A 20,046-nucleotide genomic window follows, 5' to 3' on the forward strand; every position below is an offset into this window, starting at 1 on the left:
ATCCCCGGTGTGACGAACAGCCCGCCGAGGATGCCGGTGCGGGCCGATAGGCTCGTGAGCATGAGCCAGACCCCGGACAGCGCCGTCCGTACGTACATCGAGCAGCAGCGCACCGCCTTCCTCGACGACCTCGCGGCATGGCTGCGCATCCCCTCCGTGTCGGCCCAGCCCGACCACGCGCCCGACGTACGGGACAGTGCCGACTGGCTCGCCGCCAAGCTCGAGGAGACCGGCTTCCCGACCGTGGAGATCTGGCCGACCCCCGGCGCCCCGGCCGTCTTCGCGGAATGGCCCTCGGGCGACCCGCAGGCGCCCACCGTCCTCGTCTACGGCCACCACGACGTCCAGCCCGCCGCCCGCGAGGACGGCTGGGACAGCGAGCCCTTCGAGCCCGTCATCCGGGACAACCGCCTCTACGCGCGCGGGGCGGCCGACGACAAGGGCCAGGTGTTCTTCCACACACTCGGCGTCCGCGCCCACCTCGCCGCCACCGGCCGCACCGCCCCCGCGGTCAACCTGAAGCTGCTGATCGAGGGCGAGGAGGAGTCCGGCTCCGAGCACTTCCGGGCCCTCGTCGAAGAGCGCGCCGACCGGCTCGCCGCCGACGCCGTGATCGTCTCCGACACCGGCATGTGGTCCGAGGACACCCCGACCGTCTGCACCGGCATGCGCGGCCTCGCCGAGTGCGAGATCCGGCTGTACGGCCCCGACCAGGACATCCACTCCGGTTCCTTCGGCGGCGCCGTCCCCAACCCGGCCACCGCCGCCGCCCGCCTGGTGGCCGCCCTGCACGACGAGCACGCGCGCGTGGCCGTCCCGGGCTTCTACGACGGCATAGCCGAGCTGACCGACCGCGAACGCGAGCTGTTCGCCGAGCTGCCGTTCGACGAGCAGCAGTGGCTGCGCACCGCCAAGTCGCACGCCACCCACGGCGAGGCCGGACACACCACCCTGGAGCGCATCTGGGCCCGCCCGACCGTCGAGGTCAACGGCATCGGCGGCGGCTACCAAGGCCCCGGCAGCAAGACGATCATCCCCTCCTCGGCCATGGTGAAGCTGTCCTTCCGCCTGGTCGCCGGCCAGGACCCCGACCACATCGAGAAGGCCGTCCGCGCCTGGGCCCCCGAGCAGATACCCGCCGGGATCAGGCTCGAGATCAGCTTCGGCCCCGCCACGCGCCCGTGCCTGACCCCGCTCGACCACCCCGCGCTGCAGTCCGTGGTCCGCGCCATGGGCCGCGCCTTCCAGAGCCCGGTCCGCTACACCCGCGAGGGCGGCTCCGGACCCGCCGCCGACCTCCAGGAGGTCCTCGGCGCTCCCGTCCTCTTCCTGGGCATCTCCGTCCCGTCCGACGGCTGGCACGCCCCCAACGAGAAGGTCGAACTCGACCTCCTCCTCAAGGGCGTCGAAACCAGCGCCTACCTGTGGGGCGACCTCGCCGAGAACTGGCGTCACGAACCCTGACCGACAGGCGCCGTACGGGACGGCATCGCGTGCGGGGCACACTGGAAGGACCGCCCGCACACCCCGCCCGAACCCGCCCCGGTGCCCTCCCGGCCCATGCCCGCCCGAACCGCCCGCCGAAGCGAACCTTTCCACTGGGGGAGTTGGAAGCACCTGTGACCACCTGGACCGACCACATCGCCGACCGACCCATCTCGCTGACCGCCCCGAGCGGCATCGACCGCGCCGCCCACCACCGGCTCGACGAGGCCTGGCTCGCAGCGGCATGGAGCCACCCCACCACCCGCTGCTTCGTGGTCTCCGGCGGCCAGGTACTCATCGACGAGACGCCCGACGGCCGGACCGAACTCGTCATGACCCCCTCCTTCGAGGCACCCCTCACCGAGGCCCACCGCTACTTCCTCGGCATCGACGAGGACGGCGTCAGCTACTTCGCCCTCCAGAAGGACGCGCTGCCCGGCCGCATCGACCAGTCCGCCCGCCCGGCGGGCCTGCGCGAGGCCGGACTCCTGCTCTCACCGCGGGACACAGGCCTCATGGTGCACGCGGTCGGCCTCGAGAACTGGCAGCGCACCCACCGCTTCTGCTCCCGCTGCGGCGAGCGCACGGTCATCGCCGCGGCCGGCCACATCCGCCGCTGCCAGGCCTGCGGCGCCGAGCACTACCCGCGCACCGACCCCGCCGTGATCATGGCCGTCACCGACGAGGAGGACCGGATCCTGCTCGGCCGCCAGGTCCACTGGCCCGAGGGCCGCTTCTCCACGCTCGCCGGTTTCGTCGAGCCCGGCGAGTCCATCGAGCAGTCGGTACGCCGCGAGGTCCTCGAGGAGGTCGGCGTCACCGTCGGCCAGGTCGAGTACGTGGCCAGCCAGCCCTGGCCCTTCCCGTCCAGCCTCATGCTCGGCTTCATGGCCCGCGCCACCTCCACCGACATCGACGTCGACGGCGACGAGATCCACGAGGCCCGCTGGTTCTCCCGCGAGGAACTCCACGCGGCCTTCGAGTCGGGAGAGGTGCTCCCCCCGTACGGCATCTCCATCGCCGCCCGCCTGATCGAGATGTGGTACGGCAAGCCGCTGCCGACGAGAAGCTTCATCTGAGACCACGGGCACGCGCTCGTACGGGACCCTCCTGTGGGACAGGACACAGAAAGGCGGCTCCGGAGGCACCACAGCCTCAGGAGCCGCCTTTCCCACAGGCCCGGACGGGCCCGTTACGCGGCGAGCTTCTGCTTCACCTGCGCCAGCGACGGGTTCGTCAGCGTGGAGCCGTCACCGAAGAGCACGGTCGGGACCGTCTGGTTTCCGCCATTCGCCTTCTCCACGAAAGCGGCGGACGCCGGGTCCTGCTCGATGTTGATCTCGGTGTAGGCGATGCCCTCGCGGTCCAGCTGCTTCTTCAGCCGCTGGCAGTAGCCGCACCAAGTCGTGCTGTACATCGTCACAGTGCCCTGCATATCTCTCGCGCTCCTCAGGCAGCTCGGGGAAGGTCGTGCAGGAGCACAACGTAAAGGACGGGGGAGCGCATTCCCGCCCGGGGTATCCGGCCCGGCTGTGACACCTGCCGCATTAGTACGACCGCAAGGGCCCGCCTGTGGACAACCGGCGCAGCAGTCCCGGACGACCTGGCAGCATTGCCGTGTGACAGCAGCAACGCACTCCTCCCTCTTCCCGCAGACACCGGACTCGGCCGACGCGGTGCTCGAAGGGCTCGACCCCGAGCAGCGCGAGGTGGCCACCGCCCTGCACGGCCCGGTGTGCGTACTGGCCGGAGCGGGCACGGGCAAGACCCGGGCGATCACCCACCGCATCGCCTACGGAGTCCGCGCCGGAATCCTCCAGCCCTCCAGCGTGCTCGCCGTCACCTTCACCAACCGCGCCGCGGGCGAGATGCGCGGCCGCCTCCGCCAGCTCGGCGCCCACGGCGTCCAGGCCCGAACCTTCCACTCCGCCGCACTGCGCCAGCTCCAGTACTTCTGGCCGAAAGCAATCGGCGGCTCCATGCCCCGGCTCGTCGACCGCAAGATCCAACTCGTCGCCGACGCGGCCGCCGCCTGCAAGCTCCGCCTGGACCGCGGCGAGCTGCGGGACGCCACAGCCGAGATCGAATGGTCCAAGGTCACCCAGACCGTCCCCGCCGACTACCCGTACGCGGCAGCAAAGGCCGGCCGCGACACCCCACGCGACCCCGCCGAGATCTCCCACCTCTACGCGGCCTACGAGGACCTCAAGCGCGACCGCGCGGTCATCGACTTCGAAGACGTCCTGCTGCTCACCGTCGCCATCCTCCAGGACCGGCACGACATCGCCGAACAGATCCGCACCCAGTACCAGCACTTCGTCGTCGACGAGTACCAGGACGTCAGCCCCCTCCAGCAGCGCCTCCTGGAACTCTGGCTCGGCAACCGCGACACCCTGTGCGTCGTCGGCGACGCCAGCCAGACGATCTACTCCTTCACGGGAGCAACACCCGACCACCTCCTCGACTTCCGCGTCCGCCACCCCGGCGCCACCGTCGTCAAGCTCGTCCGCGACTACCGCTCCACCCCCCAGGTCGTCCACCTCGCCAACGGACTGCTCACCCAGGCCAGCGGCCGCGCCGCGGACCACCGGCTGGAACTCGTCTCCCAACGCCCCCCCGGCCCCGACCCCGTCTACACCGAGTACACCGACGAGCCCGCCGAGGCCGAAGGCGCCGCCCGCCGCATCCGCGAACTCATCGACGCCGGCATCCCCGCCGCCGAGATCGCCGTCCTCTTCCGCACCAACTCCCAGTCCGAGACCTACGAACAGGCCCTCGCCGACGCCGGAGTCCCCTACCAGCTCCGCGGCGCCGAACGCTTCTTCGACCGCCCCGAGGTCCGCAAGGCAGGCGTCGCCCTGCGCGGCGCCGCCCGCTTCGGCGGCAACGACTCCCTGCTCGACGACGCCGTCGACCTGCCCTCCCAGGTACGCGCCGTCCTCTCCGGAGAAGGCTGGACCAGCAAACCTCCCGCCGGCTCCGGAGCCGCCAGAGAACGCTGGGAATCACTCGCCGCCCTCGTCAACCTCGCCCACGACTTCACCGCCGCCCACCCCAAGGCCACCCTCAACGACTTCGTCGCAGAACTCGACGAGCGGGCCAACGCCCAGCACGCCCCCACCGTCCAGGGCGTCACCCTGGCCTCCCTGCACGCGGCCAAGGGCCTGGAATGGGACGTCGTCTTCCTGGTCGGCATCGCCGAGGGCATGGTGCCGATCACCTACGCCAAGACGGACGAACAGATCGAAGAAGAACGCCGCCTCCTCTATGTCGGCGTCACCCGCGCCAGAGAACGGCTCCACCTCTCCTGGTCCCTGTCCCGCTCACCCGGCGGCCGCCCCAGCCGAAGGCCCAGCCACTTCCTCGACGGCCTGCGCCCCGGCTCCACCGCCACCGTCGGCCGCACCAGCACGGGAGCCGCCGGAGGCATCGAACGCGGCACCCTCACCGAGATCCCGGCCGTCCCACGCCGCACCCAGCGCACCCCGGCCCGCTGCCGCGTCTGCGGCCGCACCCTCACCGACGCCGGCGAGATGAAACTGATGCGCTGCGAGGACTGCCCCTCCGACATGGACGAAGGCCTCTACGAGCGACTGCGCGCCTGGCGCTCCGTCCAGGCCCGCAGCAGCGGCCAGCCCGACTTCTGCGTCTTCACCGACCGGACCCTGATGGCCATCGCCGAGGCACGGCCCGACAGCCCGGCCGAGCTGTCCCGCATCCCCGGCGTCCTCAGCCGCAAGCTGCAGCGCTACGGAACCGAAGTTCTGGCCATCTGCGCAGGTCAAGAAGGCGGAGAAGACGACGAGGACGACTGATACGAACTCGTCGAAAAAATAGTTTGCGCATGCCCCAGCAATCCCCATAGGTTCTAGGCACGGAAACAGCGGCCTTCTCGAAGGCCCTGATCCCGTGATGTACTTGCACATCCGAACGGACTGCTCACCCCAGTCCCCAAGACGCCGAGAGGAGGCGAGTCCAGTGATCAGCATCAACACCAGCTTCATCAGCACGGCCAAACTGACCGATCGCTCGACCGTCTCCACGTGCATGCTCGGCGCCTCGAACCAGGGCACCGGTCTGTCCGGCATCCGTGCCGACCGTCCGGCGTCCTCCCTGTCTCTCGCGGGTCTTCCCATCCGTGAGCGCAATGAGCGACCGACCAAGGCACTGGAAGCGGTAGTGGCACGGGCGCATGCCTATGCCTTTGCGGCAGCCGGTGCCGGATTCCGGAAGCAGACGACGCAGCACCACCTGATGTGGGCCTTCCGTGGGCCAGAACCCTGGAGTGATCCAGCCTGATCGTCGATCAGGCCGGCGCCTTCAGGGCCGCGGAACCCCACCCGGGATCCGCGGCCCTTCTGTTTGCCCCGAACGGGGACGACAGAGCGAAGGGGCCTCGGGACAAGGAAAGAACCCGGTACCACGCCGACACCCGGTCAACCGGCCGGAACGACCAGACGAGGAAAACCAACCGTGCAACTCGAAGCGCACGCCCCGTCCGTACCGCCTTCACAAACGATCCCCCCGCCCGGTCTCACGGAGGACTCCACCTTGACCCCCCTCACTGCGCTCACCGCGCTCGACGACGCCATCGAGAACCTCGGCGTACCCGTCCCCTGCCGCTCCTACGACCCGGAGGTCTTCTTCGCCGAGTCGCCGGCCGACGTCGAGTACGCCAAGTCTCTCTGCCGCACCTGCCCGCTGATCGAGGCCTGCCTCGCCGGTGCCAAGGAGCGGCGTGAGCCCTGGGGCGTCTGGGGCGGCGAGCTGTTCGTCCAGGGTGTCGTCGTCGCCCGCAAGCGGCCCCGTGGCCGCCCGCGCAAGAACCCGGTCACGGCATGAACACCGCAGGAACGATCGATCGCCCCCTCACGCACGACCCCAAGAAGCAGGCCCCGATGAAGCCGTCCACCAGCGAGCCCACCGGCTCCGCGACCCCAGACTTCACGATGAACGGCGCGACCGGTTCGCGTCAGAACAGGACCCGAGAGATGCAACTCATCCCAGAAGCCCTGGCCCGTGCGCATATGCATGAGCGCCTGCACGACGCCGAGCGGGAACGTCAGGCCCTGAGCCTGGTCACCGCCCGACGGATGCAGCGCCGGGCGGAACGCGCCTCGATGCGCGCCCGCCGTGCGCTCGCCATGGCCGTCATGCAGTAACCCAGCACACTCGAAGCGGTGGCCTCCCGGTCCAGGGAGGCGAAGCCTTCCCCGCGGGGGCCGGTCCGACCGAACGGACCGGCCCCCGCGGTGCGTTGTGCACGGCGATCCACCGGTCGGAGAGTTATCGTCGGCACGTGACGAGCCCTTCCGGAGGAAGTGATCAGGGCGGCTCCACCACGGAGCCCGGCCCCCTCGTGTGCGCCCGCTGCGGCACCCCCGCCGGCGACTCCCAGCCGACCACCTGGACCTGCTCCGTGGAGAACGGCATCCGTCAGTACTTCTGCGACGTCTGCTCCCGGGAGAACCTACGGGCGATCGAGGGGCGGCTGGACTCGTCCTGGTGGTGAGAACGCTTCTCCGGGGCCCTCCCCCCTCCCCGCCCCCGCCCCGCCCTCACCAACACCGTGGCAGCCAGCCAGCCAGCCAGCCAGCCAGCCAGCCAGCCAGCCAGCCAGCCAGCCCAGCAGTCAGGCGGCTAAGCAGCCCCGGTCACGCCTCCGCGGCCGGTTCCTCCTCTGCCGGTTCGTCCTCGAGTACGAACCCGGGCAGCCACTCCTCCAGTTCGTCCCGCAGCCGTACCGTGGCCCCCAGTTGGCAGAGCACGCCGATGGTGCTCAGCGTCACCCGGTGTATCAGCAGATAGGCCGGCGGCAGGTTGAGCTGCTTGCCCAGCTGGTAGGCGGGGGAGCGGGGGTCGGCGATGCGGGCGGCCTGGCTGCGCATCCATGAGCGGGTGAAGGTGAACGCCTCGACCCGGGCCGGCTCGATGATCGGGAGCAGGTAGTCGAGGACCGCGTCGGGGTCCAGTTCTATGGACTCCTTGACGAACCCTTCCGCGCACAGCAGCTCGTAGACGGTCTCCGCCTCGTCGTCCAAGGTCATCCGCAGCGAGATGCCGATCGGTGCCGGCAGGCCGCCCGGGAGCCGGTCGACCGTGCCGAAGTCCAGGACGCCCAGGCGCCAGTCGTCGTCGGGGCCGCCGGGCAGCAGACGGAAGTTGCCGGGATGCGGATCGGCGTGCAGCAGGCCGGTGCGGGCCGGTCCGGAGAAGAGGAAGCGGGCCAGGAGCTGGCCGGCGCGGTCGCGCTGCTCCTCGGTGCCGTCCGTGATGATCTCCGACAGCGGGATCCCGTCGATCCACTCCGTGACCAGGATCTGCTCGCACTGGTGCACCACCACCGGGACCACCACGTCCGGGTCGTCGGCGAACTCCTGCGCGTGGGCGTCCTGGGCCTGGGCCTCCAGCGCGTAGTCCAGCTCCTCGGAGACACGGTCCCGCATCTCCGCGATCAGCGGTTTGATGTCCATGCCGGGGATGAGCGGCCCCAACAGCCGGGCGAAACGGCTCAGTTGGCTCAGGTCGGACAGCAGGGCCTCGCCCGCGCCCGGGTACTGCACCTTGACCGCCACCTCACGGCCGTCGTGCCACACCGCCCGGTGCACCTGGCCGATGGAGGCCGCGGCCGCCGGCTTCTCCTCGAACTCCAGGAACAGGTCCCGCCAGTCCTCTCCCAGCCGCTCCTCCAGCACCGCGTGCACCGTGCGGGTCGGCATCGGCGGGGCCGCGTCCTGCAGCTTGGTCAGTGCCGCCCGGTAGGGGCCGGCGACCTCCTCCGGGAGGGCGGACTCGAAGACGGACAGGGCCTGCCCGAACTTCATGGCTCCGCCCTTCAGCTCGCCGAGGACTTTGAACAGCTGCTCCGCGGTGCGCTGTTGCAGCTCCCGGCCGACGATCTCCGCGGACTCGCCCACGATCCGCTTGCCCAGCCCCCAGGTCGCCCGGCCTGCGAAGCCGAGCGGGAGCGCGGCGAGCTTGGCGGTACGGGTGACCGCCTTCCGGGGAAGATCAGACATGCGCCCTCCAAGTCCCAGTCGGCCGCGCTGCGCCTGCCTCGCGTCGTCGCTCCGCCGACGGCCGTTGCACCGCCATTGTCTCGCGTGGCTCCCCGTCGGTTGAGGAGTGCTCCCCATTTCCTCTCTCCCCGGCCCCGCACCCGCATGCGGGGTGCGGCCGCACCGGCCGGGAGCGCCAGTTCAGACCGGGCAGGGAGGCCTCCCAGCGGGCGCCCGTGCTGGACGGTGTCTCCCCGTCGAGGAAGGCGAGGGCGTGTGCGGCGGCCAGTCCCGCGACCGTGGTGGCGAGCGCCAGGTCGCAGGCGCCCACGCGGCGGGCCTTTCCGGAGCGCCACTGGGCGACCAGGCGGGGCCAGGCGGGGTCCCGGTCCGTGCGGTCCTGGTGCAGACAGCCGGCGCAGCTGGTCTCGCCGGGCAGGACGAGCGGTCCGACGATCCCGGTGCCTTCCACGACGCCCGCGTACAGGTGGGGTGTTCCCGAGGTCATGAGGGGTTCGGCGGTGAACGGGTCCGGTGTGTGCACGGCGACGTCGTCCCTGGGGGCGAGGATCACCAGGGAGAGTCCGGGGTCCTCCGTGCCGCAGCGGGTGGAGCGGGTGCGGCGTGGCGGGCGGTCGGGGGCGGCGCGGCGGACGGCTGCCCGTGCCGCTTCGGCCCGGCGTTCGCGGAGGGATTCGGCGGGCAGCCCGCCCGGAGCCACGTCCCACGGTTCCACGCGCCCCACGTCGCGTACGTCGACCTCGCCGACGCCGGCCCCGGACAGTACCGATGCCAGTACGGCGCCGACCCGCCCCGCGCCTCGTACCTGCACGCGCAGGGAGCGGCGGGCCGCGAGCCGGCCGAGGGCGCCGCCGGGTTCGGGGGCGGTCAGGGAGAGGGAGGCGAGGTCGGGGCGGAGCCGCTCCAGGACGTCCGTCTTCTCGCGCAGGGTGTCCGCGGCGGGTCCGCCGCCGCGTGTGTCGTCGAGCAGTCCGGCCCGGGCCAGCCGGTCGAGGAGTGCGTCGACGTGGCCGTCCTGCAGGTCCATGCGCCGGCCCTCCTCGCGCAGCAGGGGGAGGGTGCGGGTGCCGTTGAGCAGTTCCAGGAAGCTGCCCGTGGCCGTGTCCATCGGTCCGAGTGTCATCGCGTGCGCCGGGGTCATACCGAACTGCACGGTGTTGAGGTCGCGCCAGCCGCGTCGCAGCGCGGGTTTCACCATCGGATGCATGACAGGTCCCCCGTATTCCGTGAACTGCCCTGAAATGTTCCTTGAGTCCATGGGTGTCCATGAGTGTCCACGACATTCGTGGACATCCGTGTTGTCGGTGAAGCCGGTCATGCTCCGTCGACGCCTGCCAGCATGCCGGGTCGGACTGACGGGCGGCGGGCGTTGTCCACAGGCAGGGGATGATCGTCGTACGAATGGGGTGCACCAGTCGGGCATATCGGTCGTACAAATCAAACGCATGGTGGGGCATCGGCATCGAACCGTTCCGGAGCCGGGACTTCGGTGCTGTCCAGCGGGTAACGTCGGGGCGTGCCCGCCGACCCCCTGCACCGCGCCGGAAAGCCACAGCGCAGCACGACGAGCCAGCCGCCGAGCGGCTCGGGGGCGAGCGCGATCGAGGTCCGCAGGAGTACCCGGCGCCGCCGCACGGTCTCCGCGTACCGCGAGGGCGATCGCACCGTCGTACTGATCCCCGCCCGGATGTCCGAGGCGGAGGAACAGCGCTGGGTGACCGTCATGCTCGACAAACTGGCCGCCCAGGAGAGCAAACGGGTGCTGGGCGACGCGGAGCTGACCGAGCGCGCCGAGCGGCTGTCGGACCAGTACTTCGGCGGCCGGGCGCGCCCTGCCTCCGTGCGCTGGGTCACCAACCAGAACACCCGGTGGGGTTCGTGCACGCCGGCCGAGGGCAGCATCCGGCTCTCGCACCGGCTGCAGGGGATGCCGGAGTACGTCGTCGACTACGTGCTGTGCCACGAGCTGGCGCATCTGCTGGTGCCCGGTCACGGGCCGGACTTCTGGCGGCTGCTGGAGTCCTACCCGCGCACCGAGCGGGCTCGCGGTTACCTCGAAGGGGTGGTGGCGGCCGAGCGGCTGCCGCATGTGCCCGGCGCGCGCGGGGAGTGAACGGGCGGTAGGTCCGTCCACGGGCGCGGTTGTGTACCGGGTCTGTACCGGCTGCGTCCGATGTCGGGGTTTGCCGTTAGCCTGGCGCGACGCACTCACATTCGGGATGGGGGACGGTCGTAACGCATGGCCAGGGAATTCCAACGCGGCCACAAGGCCAGGATCAGTGACCTCACGGTGGGCACGGATCTGTACGTAGGCGTGCAGATCTCCGCCCCCGGACTGACCTTCGACATCAGCTGCTTCGGTCTGGACGCCGACGAGCGTCTCTCGGACGACCGGTACTTCGTCTTCTTCAACCAGCCGAAGTCCCCGGAGGAGTCCATTCAGCTGCTGGGTACCCAGTCGGGCGACACGGAGTCGTTCCGGGTCACCCTGGACCGGATCCCCTCCCAGATCCGCAAGCTGTCCTTCACGGCGACCATCGACGGTGCCGGGCAGATGTCGCAGATCGATCCCGGATACGTGCGCATCGTGGCCGGCGGCGAGGAGGTCGCGCGGTACTCCTTCAACGGCTCGGAGTTCTCCACCGAGCGGGCCGTGATGCTCGGTGACTTCTACTTCAAGGACGTGTGGCGGTTCGCCGCGGTCGGCCAGGGCTTCGACGGCGGCCTGGAGGCGCTGCTGAAGAACTTCGGCGGCGAGGTGGTGGAGGAGGAGGCGCCCGCCGCCCCGCAGCAGCCGCAGTCCGGCGCCGCCCCCGGCTTCGCCCCGCCCGCACAGGCCGGCCCGCCGCCCGCGTTCGGCGCCCCGGCCGCCCCCGCGCCCGCCCCCGCTCCGCAGGGCTTCGCGCCGCCGAGCGCGACTCCGCCCCCGGCCCCGGCCCCGGCGCCCGCGCCGAACGTGCACGCGGCGCCGACGATCATCGCCCCCCTGACCCCGCCCGCCGGCGGCACGGTCCATCCGCCGGCCCCGGCGCCCGCGCCCTACGGCCAGCCGCAGCAGCCGTCGTACGGCGGTCAGCCCGGCGCGCCGATGCCGCCGGGCTACGGCCAGCAGCTCTCCTACGGCGGTCAGCCGGGTGCGCCCATGCCTCCGGGCTACGGCGGCCAGCAGGCGCCCTACGGCCAGGTCCCGGGCCAGCAGACCACTCCCTACGGAGTGCCGCAGGGCGCTCCCCAGGGCGGTGCCGGTGTCACGGCCGCGCTCCAGGCGTTCAAGGAGACGCCCACCGGGCAGCGCTGGACGCAGCAGAACAAGAAGCTGATCCGTGTCGACCTCGGCATCGGCGGGCAGCCCGTGCTCGCCCGGCAGGGCAGCATGGTGCTCTACCAGGGCAAGGTCGACTTCAGCTACAAGGGAGCCGGGTTCGCCGGGCGGCTCGTGGGCAATGCGACCGGCCAGGAGATGCAGCTGATGCGCTGCACCGGCAACGGTCAGGTGTTCCTCGCCGAGAACTCCACCCACCTGCACCCCATCGAGCTGCAGGGCGACGCGATCTGCGTGTCCGCGGAGAACGTCCTCGCCTTCGACGAGAGCCTCCAGCACGAGGTCCGCCGCATCGAGGGCCACGGCATCCCGGGCGGCGCGCTGTTCACCATGCAGTTCCAGGGCACTGGCACCATCGTCGTCAAGACGCACGGCACGCCCGTCGTGCTGCCCGTGACGCCCACGACCTTCGCCGACTGCAACGCGGTCGTCGCCTGGTCGGCGGCCTCCCAGGTGATCGTCTCCAGCCAGGTCCGGATGCGCCGAAACGCCTACCCGGGCGACACCGGTGAGAGCGTCAACCTGCAGTTCCGGGGTGCGCCCGGCAACTTCATCGTCGTCCAGCCGTACGAGGTCTGAGGGAGCCCGTCATGAACCAGCCGCTCGCGGGCTACGCCCCCGCACCCGTCACCGCCCGTATGGAGAACCACGGCGACCACATGCTGAAGGTCGCCCTGCAGACCGGGAACGACCTCCTCGCGCGCGTGGGGTCGATGGTCGCCTACGAAGGCTTCATCCAGTACGAGCCCAACCCGCCGGCCGTGCGCCAGATCGCCCGCGACTGGATCACCGGCGAGGGCGCGCCGCTGATGAAGTGCTCCGGCGACGGACTGCTCTACCTCGCCGACTACGGCGCCAACGTCGTCGTGATCAACCTCAACGGCGACGGCATCTCCGTCAACGCCACCAACCTGCTCGCCTTCGACGCCCACCTCAACTGGGGCGTGGAGCGCGTCAAGGGGCTCGCCAAGTTCGCCGGACAGGGCCTGTGGAACACGAGGATCTCCGGGCAGGGCTGGGTCGCGCTGACCTCCCGGGGCAAGCCGATCGTCGTCGACTGCGGCGGCGGCGAGGACGAGACGTACGTCGACCCCGACGCGCTCGTCGCCTGGTCCCCGAACCTGAAGGTGAAGGGCAAGCGCAGCTTCAAGGCCCAGTCACTGATCGGCCGCGGCAGCGGTGAGGCCTACCAGATGGCCTTCTCGGGCCAGGGCATCGTCGTCGTCCAGCCCAGCGAGGACAGCACCGACCGCCTCCGGTTCCGGGGCTGAGGGGGAGCCAGAAACATCATGCAGAGCCCGCTTTTCGCGTACAACGACTCCCAGACGCAGGAGCGTTGGAGCCTGCAGAACAAGCAGATGCTCCGGGTCGCCCTCGAGGGTCACGACGACCTCCTCGCCCGCAAGGGCACCATGGTCGCCTACCAGGGACTCGTCGAGTTCGACGCCGAGTACCGCAGCAACAACCAGGCACGCGCGCGTGCGTACACGGGCGAGGGCCTGGACCTGATGCGCTGCCACGGGCAGGGCACGGTCTACCTCGCCAACCTCGCCCAGCACGTGCACGTCATGGAGGTCGAGCAGGACGGGCTGACGGTCGACAGCAGCTACGTCCTCGCCATGGACTCCTCGCTGCACCACGAGGTCATCGCCGTCGACAGCCTCTACGGCATCTCCGGGTCCGGGAAGTACCAGCTGAACATCACCGGGCGCGGCAAGGTGGCCCTGATGACCTCGGGCGCGCCGCTGCTGATGCAGGTCACGCCCGACAAGTACGTCAACTGCGACGCGGACGCGATCGTCGCCTGGTCCACCGGGCTCCGGGTGCAGATGCAGGCCCAGACGCACTCCTCGGGAGTGTGGCGGCGGCGCGGGAGCACCGGTGAGGGCTGGGAGCTGAGCTTCATGGGCTCCGGGTTCGCGCTCGTGCAGCCCAGCGAGCTGCTGCCGCCGCAGAACGCGCAGATCGGCCAGGGCCTCGCCGCGCAGTTCGGCATGGGCCAGCAGGGGGCGCGCGGCCAGAACCAGGGCAACGTCTGGAGCTGACCGTCCGGAAAACAGACGTAAGGGGCGACCGCCATGGCGGTCGCCCCTTACCTGTCAGAGCCTGGCGCGGGTCGCGTCCAGCAGGCGTACGACCGACTCGTCCGCCACGTCCGCCACCTCGTCGTAGGCGAACCAGCGCACGTCCAGCGACTCGTCGCTGACCGCGTGCTCGGCGTCGCCCGGGGCCAGCGCCGCGTACTGCACGTCGAAGTGCCAGTGGCACGGCGGCGGGATCGGATGCCGGTCCAGGCGCACCGGACCGCCGGACAGTAGTGTCAGTCCCGCGATGCCGGACTCCTCGGTCGCCTCACGCAGGGCCGCCGCGGCCAGCGAGGCGTCGCCCGGCTCGCAGTGGCCGCCCATCTGCAGCCACATCCGCAGCTTCCGGTGCAGCGTGAGCAGTACCCGGCCGTGCTCGGGGTCGATCACCAGCGCGCTCGCCGTGATGTGGCCCGCGTGGCAGGCCTTCCACATGCCGTCCGGATGGGCCGCCAGATGGTCCAGGTAGGCCTGGCGCAGGTCTTCCTGGCCCTCGTACCCCTTGAGGACGAGGGCCGCGTCGTCGTGCAGGCTCACTCGGCGTCGTCGCCCTTGTCGTCGTCGTCCTTCTTCAGGTTCGGCTTCTCGCCGTGGCCGCTCGCCGCCTCGCCGAGCATCTTGTCCAGCTCGGAGAAGTCCAGCTGCTCGCGGTGCACGAAGCCGTCCGGGTCGTCCAGGTCGGAGGCCGTCGGCAGCATGTCCGGGTGGGCCCACAGGGCGTCCCGGCCGTCGACCCCGCGCGCGTCCGTGAGCGAGGCCCACAGGCGGGAGGCGTCGCGCAGCCGGCGCGGGCGCAGCTCCAGGCCGATCAGCGTCGCGAACGTCTGCTCCGCCGGGCCGCCGGTGGCCCGGCGCCGGCGCAGGGTCTCACGGAGGGCGTCGGCGGACGCCAGACGCGGCTTCGCGGCCGCGTGGACCACTGCGTCCACCCAGCCCTCCACGAGCGCCAGAGCCGTCTCCAGACGAGCCAGGGCCGCCTTCTGCTCGGGCGTGTCCTCCGGCTGGAACATGCCCTGCTGGAGAGCGTCCTGCAGCTGCTCGGGGTTCTGCGGGTCGAACTGGCCGACCACGTCCTCCAGCTTGGCCGTGTCGACCTTGATCCCGCGCGCGTACCCGTCGACCGCGCCGAACAGGTGCGAGCGCAGCCACGGCACGTGCGAGAACAGGCGCTGGTGCGCGGCCTCGCGCAGGGCCAGGTAGAGCCGGACCTCCTCCTGCGGCACGCCGAGGTCCTTCCCGAAGGCCTCCACGTTGGCCGGGAGCAGCGCGGCCTTGCCGGCCGGGCTCAGGGGCAGGCCGATGTCGGTCGAACCGACGACCTCGCCCGCGAGCACGCCCACGGCCTGCCCGATCTGCGTGCCGAACATGGCACCGCCCATCGAGCGCATCATGCCGATCAGCGGGCCCGCCATGGCCTGCATCTCCTCCGGCAGGACGTCGCCCATGGCCGCGCCGACCCGCTCGGCGACCGGGTCGACCAGCTCCTGCCACGCGGGCAGGGTCGCCTCGACCCACTCCGCGCGGGACCAGGCCACCGCCGAGGCGGCACCCGGCGGCAGGGACGTCGCGTCGTCCAGCCACAGGTCGGCCAGGCGGACGGCCTCCTCGACCGCGGTGCGCTCGGCGGCGCCGACGCTCGCGTCCTTGACGCCGTCCGGGGTGCCCTGGGAGACCGTCTGGCGGGCGATCTGCTTGGCCATGTCCCAGTTCACCGGGCCGCCCTCGTAGGAGAGCATCTGGCCCAGCTGCTGGAACGCGGCACCCAGGTCGGTGGGGTTCAGGGAACCGAACATCGCTGCGAGCGGATTGTCGGCGCCGGGGCCGCCAAAGCCTCCGGCTCCGGGCAGGCCGCCGAAACCGAACGGGTTGGCCGGTCCCTGCCCACCACCGCTCTGCTGGTCCTTCTCCTTGCCCTCGTCGCCGTCTTCCGGCTCCTCCGGCGGAAGGCCGAATCCGAATGGGGTGTCACTCACGGGGTTCCTCGGCTGGTAAGGCCACCGGTGATTCTCCGGCGGCGCGGCTGCCCGACATCACCACCCAGCGTAGACACCCGGACCCGATCGGGCCTCGGTGCTTCGTCCACAGAAGGCCTGCGGCAGGATGGATGCACCTGGTACGGCCGCGTCAGTCGCGCCCGTACTGAAGACAACCTCTGGAGACGCCAGGTGAGTTCCCCAGATCCGCAGGTTCGCGCAGCGCGAAACCCCTCAACCCCGCCCGCCGTGCGCGGACCCGTCGTCGCGGTCACCGGTGCCGCCGACGGGGTGGGAGCCCTGCTCACCGAGCGGCTCGCCGCGTCCGAGGAGATCAAGCAGGTCATCGCCATCGACGAGCGGCGCGGGGAGTGCGAGGCCGCGCAGTGGCACATCCTCGACGTGCGCGACCCGTCGATCGCCGACAAGCTTCGCGGCGCGGACGTGGTGGTGCACCTGGCGCTCGACCTGGACCTCGGGAGCGACCCGGCCGCCCGCACCGCCTACAACGTCCGGGGGACACAGACCGTGCTGACCGCGGCCGCGGCGGCCGGGGTGCACCGGGTGGTGCTGTGCACGTCCGCGATGGTCTACGGGGCGCTGCCGGACAACGAGCTGCCGCTCTCGGAGGACGCCGAGCTGCGGGCCACGGCCGAGGCCACCGGGGTCGGGGACCTGCTGGAGATCGAGCGGCTGGCGCGCCGCGCGCCGCGGGCGCATCCGGGGCTGAACGTGACCGTGGTACGGCCCGCCGTGCTGGTCGGGGGTACGGACACCGCGCTGACCAGGTACTTCGAGTCGCCTCGACTGCTGGTCGTCGCCGGGTCGCGGCCCGCGTGGCAGTTCTGTCACGTCGAGGATCTGTGCAGCGCCCTGGAGTACGCCGTCCTGGAGAAGGTCGACGGGGAACTGGCGGTCGGCTGTGACGGGTGGCTGGAGCAGGAGGAGGTGGAGGAGCTGAGCGGGATCCGGCGGATGGAGCTGCCGTCGGCCGTCGCGCTCGGCGCAGCGGCCCGGCTGCACCGGATCGGGCTCACTCCCTCTCCGGCGGGGGACCTGGCGTACACGATGTACCCCTGGGTGGTCAGCGGGAGCCGGCTGCACGATGCCGGGTGGCGGCCCGGGTGGACCAACGAGGAAGTGCTCGCGGAGCTGCTCGGGGAGGTCTCCGGGCGGCATACGGTCGCGGGGCGCCGGCTGGGCCGGAAGGACGCGACGGCTGCGGGTGCGGCGGGTGCGACGGTGGCCCTGCTGGGCGCTGCCGCTGTGGTCCGGCGGGCCCGGAAGGCCCGGCGGCGGTGAGGCGCGGGAGCTCCGCTCCTTGACCTCCGCCGGGGGGGCTCCCGCCCCGGGACCCCCGGCCTGTGCCCGCCCAGCACCCGCCTCGGTGGGCCGACGAGTGGCCGTGGCCCTGCCCCGGTGGGCCGGCAGCCCCTGTAGAAGGCTCCAAAGCGGCACGCGCGTGTGCCTGGTGAAAGTCGTATTCCTCGTCGTCGGGGGCATGCGGCACGATGGACCCATGGCAGCTACGAACGATCACCCCGGTGAGCAGGCGGCTCAGGATCCCATCAAGCTGATCGGCATCCGGGAGACCGCGCTGTCCGTGGACGAGGTGTTCCGGGCCGTCGGGGACGACGCCGCCGGCGGTGTCGCGCTCTTCGTGGGGACCGTGCGGAACCACGACGGGGGCGCCGACGTCGACGCGCTCGGGTACTCCTGCCATCCCAGCGCCGAGGCCGAGATGCGGCGGATCGCCGAGAAGGTCGTCGCCGAGTACCCGGTGCGCGCGCTGGCCGCCGTCCACCGGGTCGGCGACCTCGACGTCGGGGACCTCGCCGTCGTCGTGGGCGTGTCGTGCCCGCACCGGGCCGAGGCCTTCGAGGCCTGCCGCAAGCTGATCGACGACCTCAAGCACGAGGTGCCCATCTGGAAGCACCAGAAGTTCTCCGACGGGACCGAGGAGTGGGTCGGCGCCTGCTGACATCAGCCGTACTCGTGTTCACGTTCGGCCCACCACCCACTCCGGTTGCGTAACCGACCCCCTGGCGTGAGCGTTGTCAGTGCGGATGGTTAATCTGCTGATCAGTCAGTCGCGGACGCTCATGGGGTTGGGAGGTCGGCATGGCGGCGCTTGCCTGGTTGCTGATTCCGCTTGTGGCTGCGGTCGGTGCCGGTCTGTGGGGAAGCTGGGCCAACCGCACTCGACGGGCCCGCAGCGACGGGCCCGAACTGGACGGGTACGCACGCTTCCGCGAGGCCATGGAGAAGCCCCGCTCGGGCGCGCACGGCGCCTGACGGGGGTGCCCTGACGGTGCGCTGACAGAGGCGTCCCGTACTGTCGTTGCATGCCACGCCGCACCGCGACGATGCTCGCCTCCACCCTGATGCTGATCGCGCTCCTGTGCGCGGGAGTGCTCATCCCCGTGCCGTACTCGGAGATGTCCCCCGGGCCGACCGTGAACACGCTCGGGGAGCACGCGGGCGAGCCGGTGCTGCAGATCGAGGGGCACAAGACGTACCCGACGGACGGGCATCTCAACATGACCACCGTCCGCGTCACCAGCGCCGACTTCCGGATGAACCTGGTGGAGGCCGTGTACGGCTGGCTGGCGCACGACACCAAGATCGTGCCGCACGACACGCTGTACCCGGACGGCAAGACGGAGCAGCAGTCCACCCAGGAGAACGCCGAGGAGTTCAGCCAGTCCCAGGAGAGCGCCAAGGTCGCCGCCCTGAAGGAACTGGGCGTCCCGGTGAGGTCCTGGGTGATCGTCTCCACCGTCGTCAAGGACTCCCCGGCCGAGGGCCGGCTGCACGCCGGTGATGTGATCAAGGCCGTGGACGGTACGGCCGTGAAGCAGCCGTCCGATGTCGCCAAGCTCGTCACCAAGCACAAGCCGGGGCAGGACGTCGTCTTCTCCGTCGTCCCCGTCAAGGAGCAGGCCGCCGCCGAGAAGGAGCACAAGACGGCGACCAGGTCGCAGGACGTGAAGATCACGACGGCGACCTCCGCCGACAGCGGCGTCAAGCGGGCCATCGTCGGGATCTCCGCCGGGACCGACCACACGTTCCCGTTCACCATCGACATCAAGCTCGCCGACGTCGGCGGGCCCAGCGCCGGCCTGATGTTCGCGCTCGGCATCTACGACAAGCTCACCCCGGGCAGCCTCACCGGCGGCAAGTTCGTCGCAGGCACCGGGACGATCGACGACAACGGCACGGTCGGGCCGATCGGCGGCATCGAGATGAAGACCGTCGGCGCGCGCAGCAAGGGCGCCCAGTACTTCCTGACCCCCGCCGAGAACTGCGCGGCCGCCGCCAAGGACACCCCGGGCGGGCTCACCCTGGTCAAGGTCAAGACCATCGGCGACGCGCTCGGCGCCCTGAAGGACATCCGCAGCGGCGACACCGCCGCCCTGCCGAAGTGCACCGCCAAGGGCTGACGAGCGGCTCCCGCTGCGGCGAGCGGATTCCGGTGCACGGCTGGGGGCGCCCCTTGTGACAAGGGGCGCCCCCAGCGCCGTACAGGATCTGCGAGAAGAGTGCGAGAAGCGGGCGTCAGTCCGCGAACGTGGTCGACAGGGCCTCGGCCAGGCCAGGCACCAGGTCCGGGCCCGTCAGAACCTCCGTCGCGGAGTCCTTCTCGCGCAGCCGCAGCGCCGAGTCGCGGCTGCCGTCGCGCAGCACCGCGACCGTCATGCGGACCTCCTGGCGCTCGGGGTGGTCCGCCACCCACTTGGCCAGCCTGGCGTCGCTCAGGCCCTGCGGGACCTGCGCCTCGGCCGACGGCGGCAGCATCAGGCGCTCCACCGTCAGCGCGCAGCCGACCACCGCGTCCGGCCAGGCGATGGTGCCGAGGAACTCGTCGAGCGGCTTGTCCGTCGGGACCTCGTCCTGCTCGATCGGGGTGAGACCGGTCGTCTCGGACTCGTCCTGCAGGCCGAGCTGGGCGGCGAGCGAGGGTTCCTGAGCCCGCAGCCGTGCGGTGTCTACGAGGGCGAAAAGGCGAGCGGGCTGGTCCCAGCCGAGGCCGGAGGCGTACTCGTCGATCTCGAGTACGGCCCGGGTGAGCGGGCTCGCTGCCATGGGAGTGTTGGACATGGTCACAATCCTGCCTCGTTACCGGCCGGAATCGGGAACCGAGTAAACCGTGAGTAAGTTGC

21 protein-coding genes are annotated in these 20,046 nt (G+C 71.1%); 15 read left to right on the plus strand and 6 right to left on the minus strand.

Going from position 1 to position 20,046, the window contains the following annotated elements; translation table 11 throughout:
- Window positions 1-60 precede the first annotated feature (60 nt).
- Together AC07DS_RS18235 and nudC are read left to right on the plus strand one after the other, a co-directional pair.
- Window positions 61-1,464, plus strand: a complete 1,404-nt coding sequence (locus AC07DS_RS18235) for a dipeptidase (protein ID WP_479146471.1) — start codon at window positions 61-63, stop codon at window positions 1,462-1,464.
- Between the two features lie 155 nt (window positions 1,465-1,619).
- Entirely contained in the window at window positions 1,620-2,564 is a 945-nt protein-coding gene (gene nudC, locus AC07DS_RS18240; protein ID WP_479146473.1) for an NAD(+) diphosphatase, read from the plus strand.
- Window positions 2,565-2,677: 113 nt separating this feature from the next.
- Here the strand turns inward: nudC and AC07DS_RS18245 are convergent, their stop codons facing one another.
- Window positions 2,678-2,920: a mycoredoxin gene (locus tag AC07DS_RS18245; protein ID WP_145883157.1), complete on the minus strand. Its 243-nt coding sequence runs from the start codon at window positions 2,918-2,920 to the stop codon at window positions 2,678-2,680.
- Window positions 2,921-3,104: 184 nt separating this feature from the next.
- On the opposite strand from AC07DS_RS18245, the gene AC07DS_RS18250 reads away from it, so the two are divergent.
- From AC07DS_RS18250 to AC07DS_RS18270, 5 genes are all read left to right on the plus strand, one after another.
- The gene (locus AC07DS_RS18250; protein WP_479146475.1) at window positions 3,105-5,300 is read left to right on the plus strand and encodes an ATP-dependent DNA helicase UvrD2; all 2,196 of its coding nucleotides are present in this window, start codon (window positions 3,105-3,107) and stop codon (window positions 5,298-5,300) included.
- Window positions 5,301-5,463: 163 nt separating this feature from the next.
- Window positions 5,464-5,784 carry a hypothetical protein gene (locus AC07DS_RS18255; RefSeq protein WP_145883156.1) on the plus strand — a complete coding sequence of 107 codons (321 nt, stop codon included), beginning with the start codon at window positions 5,464-5,466 and terminating at the stop codon, window positions 5,782-5,784.
- A 174-nt stretch (window positions 5,785-5,958) separates the two neighbouring features.
- Entirely contained in the window at window positions 5,959-6,327 is a 369-nt protein-coding gene (locus tag AC07DS_RS18260) for a WhiB family transcriptional regulator (protein ID WP_023546912.1), read from the plus strand.
- Window positions 6,324-6,647 (plus strand): hypothetical protein, encoded by a 324-nt coding sequence (locus AC07DS_RS18265; protein ID WP_145883155.1) that lies wholly within the window; start codon window positions 6,324-6,326, stop codon window positions 6,645-6,647. Before AC07DS_RS18260 ends, AC07DS_RS18265 begins: the two co-directional genes overlap by 4 nt.
- A 137-nt stretch (window positions 6,648-6,784) precedes the next feature.
- Window positions 6,785-6,997 carry a hypothetical protein gene (locus AC07DS_RS18270; RefSeq protein ID WP_479146478.1) on the plus strand — a complete coding sequence of 71 codons (213 nt, stop codon included), beginning with the start codon at window positions 6,785-6,787 and terminating at the stop codon, window positions 6,995-6,997.
- Between the two features lie 142 nt (window positions 6,998-7,139).
- On the opposite strand, the gene AC07DS_RS18275 is transcribed toward AC07DS_RS18270, so the two are convergent.
- Window positions 7,140-8,504: an ABC1 kinase family protein gene (locus tag AC07DS_RS18275; protein WP_479146480.1), complete on the minus strand. Its 1,365-nt coding sequence runs from the start codon at window positions 8,502-8,504 to the stop codon at window positions 7,140-7,142.
- Window positions 8,497-9,711: a TOMM precursor leader peptide-binding protein gene (locus tag AC07DS_RS18280; RefSeq protein WP_479146482.1), complete on the minus strand. Its 1,215-nt coding sequence runs from the start codon at window positions 9,709-9,711 to the stop codon at window positions 8,497-8,499. The genes AC07DS_RS18275 and AC07DS_RS18280 overlap by 8 nt, the downstream gene beginning before the upstream one ends.
- 309 nt (window positions 9,712-10,020) lie before the next feature.
- On the opposite strand from AC07DS_RS18280, the gene AC07DS_RS18285 reads away from it, so the two are divergent.
- The 4 genes from AC07DS_RS18285 to AC07DS_RS18300 all read left to right on the plus strand — a co-directional run bounded on the left by AC07DS_RS18285 (window position 10,021) and on the right by AC07DS_RS18300 (window position 13,871).
- The gene (locus tag AC07DS_RS18285; RefSeq protein ID WP_479146484.1) at window positions 10,021-10,617 is read left to right on the plus strand and encodes a M48 metallopeptidase family protein; all 597 of its coding nucleotides are present in this window, start codon (window positions 10,021-10,023) and stop codon (window positions 10,615-10,617) included.
- Window positions 10,618-10,743: 126 nt separating this feature from the next.
- Window positions 10,744-12,405 (plus strand): TerD family protein, encoded by a 1,662-nt coding sequence (locus AC07DS_RS18290; protein ID WP_479146486.1) that lies wholly within the window; start codon window positions 10,744-10,746, stop codon window positions 12,403-12,405.
- A gap of 11 nt (window positions 12,406-12,416) precedes the next feature.
- On the plus strand, window positions 12,417-13,097 hold the full coding sequence (locus AC07DS_RS18295) for an AIM24 family protein (protein ID WP_403950775.1): 681 nt from the start codon (window positions 12,417-12,419) through the stop codon (window positions 13,095-13,097).
- 18 nt (window positions 13,098-13,115) lie between these two features.
- A complete protein-coding gene (locus AC07DS_RS18300; RefSeq protein ID WP_479146489.1) occupies window positions 13,116-13,871 on the plus strand; it encodes an AIM24 family protein in 756 nt (251 codons plus the stop codon).
- 54 nt (window positions 13,872-13,925) lie between these two features.
- On the opposite strand, the gene AC07DS_RS18305 is transcribed toward AC07DS_RS18300, so the two are convergent.
- Together AC07DS_RS18305 and AC07DS_RS18310 are read right to left on the minus strand one after the other, a co-directional pair.
- A complete protein-coding gene (locus tag AC07DS_RS18305; RefSeq protein WP_479146491.1) occupies window positions 13,926-14,447 on the minus strand; it encodes an NUDIX hydrolase in 522 nt (173 codons plus the stop codon).
- The gene (locus AC07DS_RS18310) at window positions 14,444-15,883 is read right to left on the minus strand and encodes a zinc-dependent metalloprotease (RefSeq protein WP_479146493.1); all 1,440 of its coding nucleotides are present in this window, start codon (window positions 15,881-15,883) and stop codon (window positions 14,444-14,446) included. The genes AC07DS_RS18305 and AC07DS_RS18310 overlap by 4 nt, the downstream gene beginning before the upstream one ends.
- 192 nt (window positions 15,884-16,075) lie before the next feature.
- Here AC07DS_RS18310 and AC07DS_RS18315 point away from each other — a divergent pair, with 192 nt between their 5' ends.
- The 4 genes from AC07DS_RS18315 (at window position 16,076) to AC07DS_RS18330 (ending at window position 19,326) form a co-directional block, all read left to right on the plus strand.
- Window positions 16,076-17,185, plus strand: coding sequence for an SDR family oxidoreductase (locus AC07DS_RS18315; RefSeq protein ID WP_145883145.1), 1,110 nt, complete (start codon window positions 16,076-16,078; stop codon window positions 17,183-17,185).
- A gap of 217 nt (window positions 17,186-17,402) precedes the next feature.
- Complete coding sequence (locus AC07DS_RS18320; protein WP_479146495.1) at window positions 17,403-17,864, plus strand: molybdenum cofactor biosynthesis protein MoaE; 462 nt, start codon at window positions 17,403-17,405, stop codon at window positions 17,862-17,864.
- A 173-nt stretch (window positions 17,865-18,037) separates the two neighbouring features.
- Entirely contained in the window at window positions 18,038-18,178 is a 141-nt protein-coding gene (locus tag AC07DS_RS18325) for a hypothetical protein (protein WP_336113580.1), read from the plus strand.
- A gap of 50 nt (window positions 18,179-18,228) precedes the next feature.
- Window positions 18,229-19,326 carry a YlbL family protein gene (locus tag AC07DS_RS18330; protein WP_479146497.1) on the plus strand — a complete coding sequence of 366 codons (1,098 nt, stop codon included), beginning with the start codon at window positions 18,229-18,231 and terminating at the stop codon, window positions 19,324-19,326.
- A 115-nt stretch (window positions 19,327-19,441) separates the two neighbouring features.
- On the opposite strand, the gene AC07DS_RS18335 is transcribed toward AC07DS_RS18330, so the two are convergent.
- Window positions 19,442-19,984, minus strand: a complete 543-nt coding sequence (locus tag AC07DS_RS18335) for a PPA1309 family protein (protein ID WP_479146499.1) — start codon at window positions 19,982-19,984, stop codon at window positions 19,442-19,444.
- Between the last annotated feature and the right edge of the window lie 62 nt (window positions 19,985-20,046).

The organism is Streptomyces sp. NPDC044064 (assembly GCF_056434245.1).